9 protein-coding genes are annotated in these 13,314 nt (G+C 67.9%); 4 read left to right on the top strand and 5 right to left on the bottom strand.

The window, feature by feature from the left end; genetic code table 11:
* Window positions 1-32: 32 nt before the first annotated feature.
* Window positions 33-164: a hypothetical protein gene (locus HL658_RS37875; RefSeq protein WP_281378901.1), complete on the top strand. Its 132-nt coding sequence runs from the start codon at window positions 33-35 to the stop codon at window positions 162-164.
* Here the strand turns inward: HL658_RS37875 and HL658_RS38260 are convergent.
* From HL658_RS38260 to HL658_RS29085, 3 genes are all read right to left on the bottom strand, one after another.
* Window positions 136-303: a DUF1289 domain-containing protein gene (locus HL658_RS38260; protein ID WP_180285887.1), complete on the bottom strand. Its 168-nt coding sequence runs from the start codon at window positions 301-303 to the stop codon at window positions 136-138. The genes HL658_RS37875 and HL658_RS38260 overlap by 29 nt on opposite strands.
* Window positions 304-591: 288 nt before the next feature.
* Window positions 592-2,625 carry a methyl-accepting chemotaxis protein gene (locus HL658_RS29090; protein ID WP_180285886.1) on the bottom strand — a complete coding sequence of 678 codons (2,034 nt, stop codon included), beginning with the start codon at window positions 2,623-2,625 and terminating at the stop codon, window positions 592-594.
* Between the two features lie 42 nt (window positions 2,626-2,667).
* Entirely contained in the window at window positions 2,668-3,672 is a 1,005-nt protein-coding gene (locus HL658_RS29085) for a TRAP transporter substrate-binding protein (RefSeq protein WP_180285885.1), read from the bottom strand.
* A 505-nt stretch (window positions 3,673-4,177) separates the two neighbouring features.
* On the opposite strand from HL658_RS29085, the gene HL658_RS29080 reads away from it, so the two are divergent.
* The 3 genes from HL658_RS29080 to HL658_RS29070 all read left to right on the top strand — a co-directional run bounded on the left by HL658_RS29080 (window position 4,178) and on the right by HL658_RS29070 (window position 6,928).
* Window positions 4,178-4,960: an ABC transporter ATP-binding protein gene (locus tag HL658_RS29080; protein WP_343055379.1), complete on the top strand. Its 783-nt coding sequence runs from the start codon at window positions 4,178-4,180 to the stop codon at window positions 4,958-4,960.
* Window positions 4,954-5,817, top strand: coding sequence for an ABC transporter permease subunit (locus HL658_RS29075; protein WP_180285883.1), 864 nt, complete (start codon window positions 4,954-4,956; stop codon window positions 5,815-5,817). Before HL658_RS29080 ends, HL658_RS29075 begins: the two co-directional genes overlap by 7 nt.
* Window positions 5,818-5,884: 67 nt before the next feature.
* Entirely contained in the window at window positions 5,885-6,928 is a 1,044-nt protein-coding gene (locus HL658_RS29070; RefSeq protein WP_180285882.1) for an ABC transporter substrate-binding protein, read from the top strand.
* Between the two features lie 33 nt (window positions 6,929-6,961).
* On the opposite strand, the gene HL658_RS29065 is transcribed toward HL658_RS29070, so the two are convergent.
* Window positions 6,962-8,863, bottom strand: coding sequence for an ABC transporter ATP-binding protein (locus HL658_RS29065; protein WP_246338017.1), 1,902 nt, complete (start codon window positions 8,861-8,863; stop codon window positions 6,962-6,964).
* 8 nt (window positions 8,864-8,871) lie between these two features.
* Window positions 8,872-13,305 carry a beta strand repeat-containing protein gene (locus HL658_RS29060; protein ID WP_211109885.1) on the bottom strand — a complete coding sequence of 1,478 codons (4,434 nt, stop codon included), beginning with the start codon at window positions 13,303-13,305 and terminating at the stop codon, window positions 8,872-8,874.
* Window positions 13,306-13,314: the final 9 nt, after the last annotated feature.

Genomic DNA, 13,314 nt, shown 5'->3' with positions numbered 1-13,314 from the left:
AACGCGGGGGCCGTCGCCCGCGTTCCTCACCCATGATCCGCGCCTTGACCTTCCTTGCGACCCCGATGAAGCGCTATTCCGGCCCGACCCGGGTTGCCATCTGGCTCGCGGGTGCGGCGCTGGCCTGGATGGCCGTCATCCTGGTGCTGTGGCTGGTGCTGTGACGCATCGGCCGGCGGCCTCGCCGGGGGCCTCGCCCGGCGGGGGGCCGTAAATCTCCTCCTCCGTCCGGCCGCAGCCCTGACAGCGGCCGTCGTCACCGATGATGCACAGCCCGATGCAGGGATCCTCGCCCTCGTCCACACCAACACTCCCTCGGCTCCGCTTCCGGAGATCGGACTTACCGCATGGGCCGGGCGGCAGCAAGTTTCCCGGACGGCCGAAAAAGTTCGTATGACCGACGTTCCGCCTATTGCGCAAAAACAAAAAGGCCGCTAGCAATACCGCCGCGGCCCGAGTTTAGGGAGGAAACGCCTCACAAGAGGCGCAAACGATAAAATGATGTTGCGCCGCCAAAAATCCAGCCTCTGCGGGCTGGATTTTGTGTTTCCGGCGGAATTCCGACGCCCGTGCTCTGGCAGGCGTCGGCGATCAGGCGGCGAGCACGGTGCCGACGAACTCCTCAACCTGGTTCTGCAGGTTGCGGAACTCCTCGACGCTGTGGTGGCTTTCCTGCTCCAGGCTCTGCACCGACTGGCTGGCGTCGGTGATGCAGGTGGCGACCACCTCGATGCTCTGCGCGACGGCGCGGACGTTCATCGCGGCGCTGCTGGCCCCGCGCGAGATCTCCTGCGTCGTGGCGCTCTGCTCCTCGATGGCGGACGCGATGCTGGTGGCCAGCTCGCGCGCGTCGTTGGCGACGTTGGAGATGGTGCGGATGCCCTCCACCGCGCGGCTGGTGGCCTGCTGGATGCCGGAGATCTGGCGGGTGATCTCCTCCGTCGCCTTGGCCGTCTGGTTGGCGAGGTGCTTGACCTCGCCCGCCACCACGGCAAAGCCCTTGCCGGCCTCGCCGGCGCGCGCCGCCTCGATGGTGGCGTTGAGCGCCAGCAGGTTGGTGCGCTGGGCGATCTCGCTGATCATGCGCACGATGTCGCCGATCTTGTCGGCCTGGCTGGCCAGATCGCCCACGGTGTGGCTGGTGTTCTCCGCCGCGTCGGCGGTGGAGCGGGCGATGCGTGCGCTCTCGGTGATGCGGTGGGCGATGTCGGAGATGGTGGCGGACAGCTCCTCGGTCGCCGCGGCGATGCTCTCGACGTTGGCGATCGTTTCGGAGGTGGCCTGGGTGATCTCCTGGCTGCCGCGCTCCGCCTCCACCATCTTGCCGGCGACCGATCCGGTGACGCTGGTCATCTGGGTGGTGGATTCCGACACCTGGGTCAGCTTCGAGGCGACCGTCTGCTGGAAGCGGTTGACGGTCCGGGCCAACAGTTCCGTACGCTCGCGGGCCGCGGCCTCCTTCAGCCGTTCGCCCTCGGCCGACAGCTCGCGCACCTTGACCGCGTTCTCCTTGAAGATCTGCACGGCGCGCGCCATGCCGCCGATCTCGTCACGGTTCTCGCGGTAGGGGACCTCGACCTCGTAGTTGCCGGCCGACAGCGACGACATGACGCTGGCGATCACCTGCAGCGGGTGCGAAATGGTGAAGCCGATCACCCAGGCCAGCACGCCCGAGATCAGCACGATGCCGATCGCCAGGATGGTGGAGCGGCTGGACATGTCGGCGATCACCGTGAACACGTCGCTCTCGGCCGCATTCTGGGTGGCGATGAAATCGGCGCGGAGCTGGCCGGCCGCCTGGATCAGCCGCTCCGACGCGTCGCGACTCGTCTCCTCGGCGGCGACGAGGTTGCGGTCCTCCTTCAGGATCTCGTTGAAGGTGGTCGTCAGGTCGTTCAGGCTGGTCTCGACGCGGCCGACGAAGCGCTGGACGCGCGGCAGTTCGGCGGCCGCCTCACGCAGCGGGGCGAGGTCGCTGCGCGCCTTTTCCAGTGCGGTCTTGACCGACGCGACCGTGTTGGGGTCGCGACTGGCCATGAAGCGGGCGGTGCCGACCCGCACGAGCTGGAGATACTGCTGCACCCGCAGGCCGTTCTGCAGGACGCCGCGGTTCTGGGCGTTGACGCCCTGGTCGATGATGGCCTGGACGGTGGTGGTGAGGTCCGCGCCGATCGCGGTCGCCTTGCTGGCGCCGTCGACCCGGCGGATCGTCGCTTCGGAGATACGGCCGAAGGCGGCCTGGTAGATGCCGGCCGCCTCCTCGATCTCCTTCACGCGCGGCTGGTGCTCGGGGGCGGTGGCGATGGCGCGGACCCGTTCCGGGGCCGCCCCGATCAGTGCCACGGCGTCCTGGGCAGCCTTGGTCGTCTCGTCGGTCTGGGTGATGGTGAACTCCATCACCCGGGCGTAGCTCTGCTGGAGCTCAACCACAAGATCGACCATCTGGAGCGCCGCGCGGTTGGCGCCCGCCAGCGTCTCCGCTCCCTGACGAACCGTCGCGAGCACCCCGGAGAACAGGAAGGCCAGCACGCCGGTCATCGCGATGACCAGCAGGAGACCACCGAACACGCGGTAGGTGATGCGAATCCGTGACGTCGCCGCCACGAGGAAGCTCAAGACACGCATGGTGAAATCACCTCAGGGTTGGCCGGCGGGCCCGGTCGGTCGTTACTTCGTGGCGATGATCTGCTTGAAGAGATCGCCGTATTTGGCGCCGAGCTCTTCCTGCACCGGCTTGACAGCGGCGGTGAAGGCGGCCTTGTCAACATCGGTGTGGAAGGACACACCCTGGCCTTTGAGCTGCTCCATCAGCTTCTTCTGTTCCCCCTCGTTGAAATCGCGGGTGGCCTGGGCACCGGCGAGGCCGGCCTGCTTCAGCGCCGCCTTGTCGGCGTCGCTCAGCTCGGCGACGAAGTCCGGCGAGGCCAGGAACACCAGCGACGAGTAGGCGTAGTTCAGCATCGACACGTTCTTCACGAAATCGAAGAAGCGGTAGGACGCCGCGTTCGGGATGGAGTTCTCCATGCCATCGACGCGGCCGGTCTTCAGCGCGTCGTAGACGCTGTCGATGTTCATGGCGACCGGCTCGGCGCCCCAGGCCTTGAACACCTTTTCCAGGGTCGGGCTGTTGGGAATGCGGATCTTGAGGCCGGCGAGGTCGGCCGGGCTCTTGGCGGCCTTGGTGGTCAGCAGCACATGGCGGAAGCCGTTGTCCCCGAGCCCCAGCCCGATGATGCCGCGGGCGGTCATGGCGTCGAGGATGCGCTGGCCGATCGGCCCGTCCAGCACCTGCTTGACGTGCTCCGGACCGGAGAAGAGGTTGGGGATCACGATCACGCCCAGCTCCGGCACCAGCACCGGCAGCGGGCCGGCCAGCCCCGACAGGCCGAGATCGATGGTGCCCGCCTTCAGACCTTCGATGATCTGCGTCTCGTTGCCGAGCGCGCTGGCGCCGAACTCCTCGACCTTGTAGCGGCCCTGGGTCAGTTCGCCGAACTTCGCGGCGAAGGCCTTGGCGCCCGCGGTGAAGGCGGAGTTGGGGCCGCCGACATGCGCGAACTTGACCACGGTCTGTGCCTGGGCGCCACCCGCCGCCAGCCCCAGAACGCAACCAAAGGCGGCAGCGGCAATCGCCGTGAAGGCCGACTTACCGAGGGAATCGAAGCTGGGCATCTTTCCGTCTCTCACTTGTTCGATCCAGTCGGCCGGGATCATGAACCATTTCTCCAAGGTAAGCAATCCAATGACGGTGCGACACATACAGCCATATGTCAGACGCTGATAATTAAACTGCTAAGGAAAATTCATATTTTGTTGGCAATGGCGCTTGATAATAATCAGGAACGGCCTTCGCGATCGGTAAGACACTTGACCATCGTCCGGTTCATACGTACACTTATTGTATTGATACTGAGGAAATCCGTCAAAGTGTATTCGATTATTGATGAAGTCATGGTGCTGTTCACCTTCCACATGGGAAGATCGCTATTAGAAGTAGGCTAATGAAAGCGTCGGACGGGCATGGTGGTGAAGGCGGTGGTTCGCCACCTGCGCAGGAGGTTATCGACGCAAATTCTATCGGATGGGTGGATTTGCGCCAACTTCGGAGCTCAAGGCGAAGATGAGTACAATAAATTCTCCCGAAAAGGGATCTGCGGAAAACGGGTCACTCCTCGTGGTGGACGATGTCACACTCCAGTACAAGACGGAGGCCCATCTCATCACCGCCACCCACCGGGTGAGCTTCCGCGTCGAGCGTGGCGACCGCTTCGTGCTGCTGGGGCCGTCGGGTTGCGGCAAATCCACGCTGCTCAAGGCGGTGGCGGGCTTTCTGAAGCCGGTGGAGGGGACCATGCGGCTGAACGGGCGGCCGATCGACCGTCCGGGACCCGACCGCATCGTGGTGTTCCAGGAGTTCGACCAGCTCCTCTACTGGAAGACGGTCTTCCACAACGTGCTGTTTCCGCTGGTCACCACCGGCACGCCGCGGGCCGAGGCCAAGGCGCGTGCCGACGCGGCCATCGCCAAGGTCGGGCTGACCAAGTTCCGCGACGTCTACCCGCACATGCTGTCGGGCGGCATGAAGCAGCGCGTCGCCATCGCGCGCGCCATGGCGATGGGAGCCGACATCCTTCTCATGGACGAGCCCTTCGCGGCACTCGACGCGCTGACCCGCCGGCGCATGCAGGAGGAACTGCTGCGCCTGTGGGAGGACATCGGCTTCACCATGATGTTCGTCACCCACTCCATCGAGGAAGCGATCGTGCTGGGCTCGCGGATCGTGGTTCTGACGCCGCACCCGGGGCGGGTGCGCGACGTGCTCGACGCCCGCGACTACGGGCTGGGCGACGTCGGCTCCCCCGGCTTTTCCGCACTGCACCGGCGCATCCACGACATGCTCTTCACCGAGGGCACGGCCGGTCACGGCCCCGCCAGCCGCAAGGAGGCCCAGCCGTGCTGATCGACCGCGCCATTCCCGAATCCGGTCCGGACTGCACCGACGAGCCGGTCGTCGTCCAGCGCCCCTTGTCGGTGTGGGAGCGGCTGGGCAACAGCACCCTGTTCCGACGCCTGGTGCTGCTGGGTCTGCTGGCGGCGTTGTGGGAGGGCTACGCCCGCCATCTCGACGTGGTCATCATGTTTCCGACCCTGTCGGAAACCGCCGACGCCTTCTGGCGCAGCATGCTGGACGGCAGCCTGTCGGTCCGCGTGCTCGCCTCGCTGAAGACGCTGATGGCGGGCTACGCGCTCGGCGTGCTGGCGGCGGCGGTGCTGACCATGATCGCCATCTCCTCGCGCGTCGGCACCGACCTGCTGCGCATCCTGACCGCCCTGTTCAACCCGCTGCCGGCGATCGCGCTGCTGCCGCTGTCGCTCTTGTGGTTCGGGCTGGGCGAGATCAGCCTGGTCTTCGTGCTGGTGCACGCGGTGCTGTGGCCGATGGCGCTGAACCTGCATTCCGGCTTCCTCGGTGTCGGCGAGACGCTGCGCATGGTCGGGCGCAACTACGGCCTCAGGGGTCCGCGCTTCATCCTGCTGATCATGGTGCCGGCGGCCTTCCCGTCGATCCTCACCGGGCTCAAGGTGAGCTGGGCCTTCGCCTGGCGTACCCTGATCGCCGCGGAAATGGTGTTCGGCATCAGTTCGGGCGGGGGCGGCATCGGCTGGTTCATCTACGAGAACCGCAACCTGCTGGAGACGGCGAACGTCTTCGCCGGCCTTGCGGCCATCATCCTGATCGGTCTGCTGGCCGACGCCGCCGTCTTCGGCGTGGTCGAGGCCCGCACCGTGCGCCGCTGGGGGGTGCAGCGGTCCTGACGCCCGACCGCGACCCCGGCGGCTCCATCCCGTCGCCATTCCCCTTCACCATCGGAGAGGGCCATCCATGTCATTCCATCCACGTCGCGCGTCCCGGATCGGCTTGTCGATCCTGATCGGTCTGTCCGTCCTCGCGGCGGCGCTGATCGTGCCGAGTGGCCAGGGCGCGCGGGCCGAGGCCCGCGAGATCCGGATCGCCCAACAGTTCGGCATCGGCTATCTGCCGTTGCACGTGATGAAGAACCGCAAGCTGCTGGAGCAGCATCTCCAGCGGGCCGGGCTGCCGCAGGTGGAGGTGAAATGGTCGGGGCTGGGCAGCGGCGTCGCCATGAACGACGCCCTGCTGTCGCGCAGCCTCGACATCGCGTCGGGCGGCGTCACCGTCTTCCTCACCGTGTGGGACCGCACCCGCCGGTCCTTCGGGGTGCGCGGCGTCGCCATCCTGAACGCGCTGCCGATGTATCTGGTCACCGCGAACCCCAACATCCGGACGCTGACGGATTTCAGCGACAAGGACCGCATCGCGGTGACGGCGGTGAAGATCTCCACCATGGCGGTGACGCTGCAAATGGCGGCGGAGCAGACCCTGGGGCCGGGCAAGCACGCCACCTATGACGGGCTGACCGTGTCGATGCGCCATCCGGACGCCATGGCGGCGCTGATGTCCGGCCGCTCGGAGATCAACGCCTATTTCGGCACGCCGCCCTTCCAGTACCAACTTCTTCAGCAGCCGGGGATGCGCAAGATCCTGTCCTCGTACGATGTCCTCGGCGGCCCGGCGACCTTCAACATGCTGTGGACCCGCGGCGACTTCCACAAGGAGAACCCGAAGATCTACGGCGCCTTCCTCGCCGCCCTGCGCGAGGCGCAGGCCTTCATCAACGCCGATCCGGACGAGGCGACGCGGATCTATCTGGTCGAGGACAACGCCAAGCTCGACCCCGCCTTCGTCCGCGCCATCATCACCGACCCCGACTCGCGCTTCACCACCACCCCGCTGAACTCCATGAAATACGCGGAGTTCCTGCACAAGATCGGCACCATCCGCACCAAGCCCGACAGCTGGAAGGACCTGTTCTTCCCCGAACTGCACGACGAGCCGGGGAGCTGAGCGGCCGCCAAGTCCCCCGTCACACTCCCCCCGTCACACACCCAGGAAGCCGCCCGACTGCCGCTCCCACAGGCGGGCGTACAGGCCGCCGCGGTCGACCAGATCGCGGTGGCTTCCCTGTTCCACGATGCGGCCGCGGTCCATCACCACCAGCCGGTCGAGTGCCGCGATGGTGGACAGCCGGTGGGCGATGGCGATCACCGTGCGCCCGCGCATCAGGCCGGCGAGCTGGCCCTGGATGGCCGCCTCCACCTCGCTGTCCAGCGCGCTGGTCGCCTCGTCCAGCACCAGGATGGGGGCATCCTTCAGGATCACCCGGGCGATGGCGACGCGCTGGCGCTGCCCGCCCGACAGCTTCACCCCGCGCTCGCCCACCAGCACCTCGTAGCCGGCGCGCCCCTGGCGGTCGCGCAGCTCCCGGATGAAGCCGTCGGCCTCGGCCAGCTCCGCGGCGCGCACCATGTCGGCCTCAAGGGCGTCGGGCCGGCCGTAGCGGATGTTGTCGGCGATGGAACGGTGCAGCAGCGCGGTGTCCTGGGTGACCATGCCGATGGCGGCGCGCAGGCTGGCCTGGGTCACCCCCGCGATGTCCTGCCCGTCGATGCGGATGGACCCCCCCTCCAGGTCGTAGAAGCGCAGCAGCAGGTTGACCAGCGTCGATTTGCCGGCACCCGAGCGGCCGACCAGCCCGACCTTCTCGCCGGGCCGCACGTGCAGGTCCAGCCCGTCGATCACCGGCTCCGGCTTGCCGTAGCCGAAGCGGACGCCCTCGAAACGGATGTCGCCCTGCGTCACCGCCAGCGCCGGGGCGCCCGGCCGGTCGGTCACCGCGTGCGGCCTCGCGATGGTCTCCGCGCCGTTCTGCACGGTGCCGACATTCTCGAACAGCGAGGTGATGGTGCGCAGGATCCAGCCGGACATCTGGGTCAGCCGGATGATCAGTCCGGTGGCGATGGCGAGCGCGCCGACGCTGACCGCCCCGGCCAGCCACAGATGCACCGCCAGCCCCGCCGTCGCCACCAGCAGCACGCCGTTGACGATGGTGAGCGTCACCGTCATGTCGAAGATCGCCCGCATCATCACGCGGTAGGCGGCGAGCTGGCGCTGCACGCCCTCGCGCGCGAAATCGTCCTCCCGCTCGGCGTGGGCGAACAGCTTGACCGACAGGATGCTGGTGTAGCTGTCCACCACCCGGCCCGACAGCGAGGAGGTCGCCTCCGACAGGGTGGCGGACTTGTGGCGCACCGGCGGCACCATCACCGCCACCACCACGCCGTAGGCGATGGTCCAGGCCAGCACCGGCAGCAGCAGCCGCCAGTCGAGCGCCGCCAGCAGCGCCGCCGTGCCGACCAGGAAGGTGGCCAGGAACCACACCCCGTCGATGATGTTGACGATGGTTTCGCGCAGCGCCGCACCCGTGGACATCACCTTCTGGGCAACCCGGCCGGCGAAGTCGTTCTGGAAGAAGGACAGGCTCTGCCGCAGCACCCAGCGGTGATTCTCCCACCGCACCGCGTTGGTCAGCGCCGGCACCAGCGTCAGGTTGATCAGCCCGCGCGAGCCGACCACCAGCAGCGGACGCACCACCAGCGCCACCACGGCCATGCCGGCGAGCGCCCAGCCGTGGCGCTCCAGGAACTCGGCCCGCGGGGTGGTGCCCATCCAGTCCACCAGCGTGCCGACGAAGGCGAAGATCGCCAGCTCCGACAGCGACGCCAGCCCGGAGACGAACAGCGTCGCCGCCAGCAGCCCGCGCACCGGCTTCAGGAAATGCGCGTAGAAGGACCCCACGCGTGCCGGCGGCTGGACGATCGGCTTGGGAGCCAGCGGGTCGAAGAGGCGTTCGAAGAAGGCGTGCATGGACCGGCGGGGGCAGCGGGCGGGGGTGGCTGGTGTTCGCCACGAACAGTCCGCCGCCTCCTGCGTTCCGGTCAAGCGCCCTGTCAGACCGTGACGAACCAGCCGGCCGAGACCGCGGCCGGGGCGATGCCCAGGAGCGTCAGGGTGTCGCCGGTGCCGAAGTCGATCAGCGCGTCGCCCCCGGCGGTGCTGCCCACGGTCCAGCCCTGGCCCGCCGTCAGCACGATCAGGTCGCCCTGCGCGGCGTCGAAATCGGCGATGCCGTCGGCCCCGCTGGCGGCCCCGATCAGGAACCGGTCGGCGCCCGCTCCGCCGGTCAGCAGGTCGTTGCCCGCCCCACCATCCAGCGTGTCGTTCCCGCCGCCGCCGGTGAGCGCGTTGTCGAGCGCGTTGCCGGTGCCGGTGAAGTCGGCGGTGCCGGTGTGGGTGAGGGTCTCCACCTCCGCCCCCAGCGTCCAGCTTGCCAAGCCCGTCAGCACACCGTCGCTGCCGCCGCCCGCCAGCTCGACCACCAGATCGCCGGCGTCGTCCACGGTGTAGACATCGTCGCCCGACCCGCCGGTCAGCGTGTCCGTCCCGGTGCCGCCGTCCAGCGTGTCGTTGCCGGTGCCGCCGGTGATCATGTTGTCCAGCGCGTTGCCGGTGCCGGTGAAGCCGGCGGTGCCGCCGTAGGCCAGTGACTCCAGATGGTCACCCAGCGCGTAGGCCGTCAGCGTCGTCCGCACGGTGTCGGTGCCCTCGCCGGCCGCCTCCACCACCAGGTCGCCCGCGTCATCGACCAGGAACAGATCGTCACCGAGCCCGCCGGTCAGCGTGTCCGCCCCGGTCCCGCCATTCAGCGTGTCGTTGCCGGCATCGCCGTCCAGCGTGTCGGCCCCGGCACCGCCGGTGATCAGGTTGTCGAGACCGTTGCCGGTGCCGGTGAAATCGCCGGCCCCGCTGTACTCCAGCGTCTCCACCTGATCGATCAGCGTGAAAACCGACAGGTCGGTGCGGATGGTGTCGAGGCCGCCGACCGTCGTCTCGACGACAAAGACCCCGGCGTCGCTCACCACATACAGGTCGTCGCCGTCGCCACCGAGCAGCCAGTCGGTACCGCCCGCGCCGATCAACGTGTCGTTGCCGTCGCCGCCGGTCAGGGTGTCGTTTCCGGCCCCGCCGGTGATCAGGTTGTCCAGCGCGTTGCCGGTGCCGGTAAAGTTTCCGCTGCCGGTGTGGGTCAGGTTCTCGAGGTTGGCGCCCAGCATCCAGGACGACAGCGACGTGCGCAGCTCGTCGATGCCCTGGTTCGCCGCCTCCGTCACCACGTCGCCGGCATCGGCCACGATGTAGGTGTCGTTGCCGCCGCCGCCGATCAGCGTGTCGATGCCCGCCCCGCCGTCCAGCGTGTTGGCCCCGCCGTTGCCGGTGATCACATTGTCGAGCGCGTTGCCGGTGCCCGCGATGTTGCCGCCGCCCGACAGCACAAGCCGCTCCAGATTGTCCCCCAGCGTCCAGGCGATGGAGCTGGTCACCGTGTCCGTGCCCTCGCCGGCCAGCTCGACCACCACATCGCCCGCGTTGTCCACCACATAGCCGTCGTTGCCCAGCCCGCCGACCAGCGTGTCGGCCCCGCCGCCGCCGTTCAGCGTGTCGTCGCCGTCCAGCCCCATCAGCAGGTTGGACGCACCGTTGCCGGTGATGACGTTGGCCGCGGCGTTGCCGGTGCCCGACACCGCGCCGCCGCCGGTCAGCGTCAGGTTCTCGAAATCATCGAGCAGGGTGTGGGCGAGGCCGGTCTGCACCGTGTCGGTGCCCTCGCCCGGCAGCTCGACGATCACGTCGCCAACGTTGTCGACCACATAGGTGTCGTTTCCGGTGCCGCCGATCAACGTGTCGGCACCCGCTCCGCCGTTCAGCGTGTCGTTGCCGTCCAGCCCGGTCAGCGTGTCGGCGCCCGAGCCGCCGGCAAGGCTGTTGTTGCCGGCGTTGCCGGTGCCCACGACGGGGCCGGTGCCGAGGAAGCTGACATTCTCGACATTGGCGCCGAGCGTGTAGGCCGACAGGGTGGTGCGCACGGTGTCGGTGCCCTGGCCGGCCAGTTCGGTCACCACGTCGCCGGTGTCGTCCACGAGGAAGACGTCGTTGCCGGTGCCGCCGATCAGCGTGTCGGCCCCGACCCCGCCGTCGAGCGTGTCGTTCCCGCCGCCGCCGTCCAGCGTGTCGACCCCGGCCCCGCCGTGGATGGTGTTGTTGCCGCCATTGCCGGTGCCGGCGAAGCTGGCGGACCCGGTGTAGGTCAGCACCTCCACGTTGTCGGCCAGGGTGAAGGCGGCCAGCGCGGTGCGAACCTCGTCGGTGCCGCCGCCCGCGTCCTCAACCACAAGGTCGCCGGCGTCGTCCACCAGATACAGGTCGTTGCCGGCACCGCCGACGAGCGTGTCGGCCCCGGTTCCGCCGTCCAGCGTGTCGGCGCCCGAGCCACCGGTGATGACGTTGACCAGAGCGTTGCCGGTGCCGGCGAAGGCCGCCGCGCCGGTGTAGGTGAGGTTTTCGAGGTTGGCGCCCAGCGTGCAGACGGCCAGGGCGGTGCGCACCTCGTCGATACCGGCACCGGTGGTTTCCACCACCACATCGGCGGAGTTGTCCACCATGTAGACGTCATCGCCCAGACCTCCCGCCAGCGTGTCGCTGCCGGCACCGCCGTCGAGCGTGTCGTTGCCGGCATTGCCGGTGATGGTGTTGGCGCCGGCATTGCCGACGCCGTGGAAGGAGCCGGCTCCCGTGTAGGTCAACACCTCGACCTCGTCGGCCAGGGTGTGGGCGGACAGCGTGGTGAGGACGGTGTCGATGCCCCCGCCCACCGCTTCCACGACCTGATCGGCCCCCGCGTTGACGAGATATGTGTCGTTGCCGAGGCCGCCGATCAGGGTGTCGTCGGCCGCCCCGCCATCAAGCGTGTCGTTGCCGGCACCACCCTGGATCACATTCGACAGCGCGTTTCCAGTGCCGGCGAAGGCGCTGGCGCCGGTGTAGGTCAGCGTCTCGACGTTGTCGGGCAGGGTGTACGCAGCCAGCGCCGTGCGCACCTCGTCGGTGCCCGCTCCAGCCAGTTCGGTCACCACGTCGCCCGCGTTGTCGACCAAGTACACATCATTGCCGGTGCCACCCGCCAGCGTGTCGGCGCCCGCACCGCCGTCCAGCGTGTCGTTACCGACACCGCCGTTGATGACGTTGGCCAGCGCGTTACCGGTGCCGACGAAAGCACCGGTGCCGATGCTGGTCAGATTCTCGACATTGGCGCCGAGCGTGTAGGACGCCAGGGTTGTTCGCACCTCGTCGGCGCCCTGGCCTGTCAGCTCGGTCACCGTGTCGCCGGCATCGTCCACCACATAGACGTCGTCGCCGAGGCCGCCGATCAGCAAGTCGGCCCCTGCGCCGCCGTCCAAACTGTCGTTGCCCGCACCGCCGTCGAGAATGTCGTTGCGGGCCAAGCCAAACAGTCTGTCATGCCCGTCCAGGCCCCACAGGCGGTCCCGGTAGGGGGTGCCGACCAAATCATCGTTCCCGGAGGTGCCGGTCTGGTCAAAGAACCCCGTCGTCAACACGTCCGGGTTTCCATAGATGCGCTGATAGATGCCAAAGTCCGAGCCATCCTGGCCCATGGATTGCCACGCCACGACCCAACCGCCGTCCGTCCGGCCGGCCACGCTGGGATGGGACTGTTCTCCCTGGACCGTCTCGGACACCCGATATTCGTTCCCCACCTTGACTCCATCGGCAGTGAAGCGCTGGGCATAGATGCCTTCAGCCGATCCGTCCTGGCCGGTGGATTGCCATGCGACTTGGAAACCGCCGTCCGCAAGCGCGGCGACGGAGGGGTAGCCCTGGTCGCCGGCAGTGGCGGTGTTGATCAGGAACTCGCTTCCGATCTTGGCTCCGGTGTCGCTGAACCGTTGGCCCAGGATCGCATTGCCGGAACCATCCCCGAGGCTCGACATCCATGTCACCACGTAGCCCCCGTTGGCGAGGGCGGTCACGGTTTGGTAGCTCTGGTCGCCGCTGGTCGAGGTGTTGACCAGGATATCGGGGGTCAAGACGGTTCCGGTCGAATCATAGAGACGGGCATGCACGCTGCCGCCCGACGGGTCCTGACCACTCATCGACCACCAGGTCGCCATGAACGTACCGTTGGAGCCGGCGGCCAGAAAGCTGCCGACCTGATGCCCAGCGGTTCCCTGGTTCACCCTGAATTCTTGACCGAGCGGAACGCCATCGGCCGTGTAGACCCGCGCATACATGTTGACGTCGGACGTGAGCCCCGCGCTGCCCTGGTTGAACGTCACGACGAAGCCGCCATTGGCCAGCCCCTTCACGGCCGGCCCCCATTGATCGCCCGTGGACACGGCGTTGATGCGAAACTCCGCGCCGGCCTTGTTGCCGCTCGCGTCGAAACGCTGCGCATAGACTCCCCAGGAACCGTCCTGCCCCTCCGACTGCCAGGTCACCAGATAGCCGCCGTCGCTCAGCGCGGCCACTTTTCCGTC

This window comes from Azospirillum oleiclasticum, assembly GCF_013423485.1.
Lineage (GTDB): Bacteria > Pseudomonadota > Alphaproteobacteria > Azospirillales > Azospirillaceae > Azospirillum > Azospirillum oleiclasticum.
The sequence above is the reverse complement of the archived record's forward strand: the minus strand, read 5'-3'. Positions and strand labels throughout refer to the sequence as shown.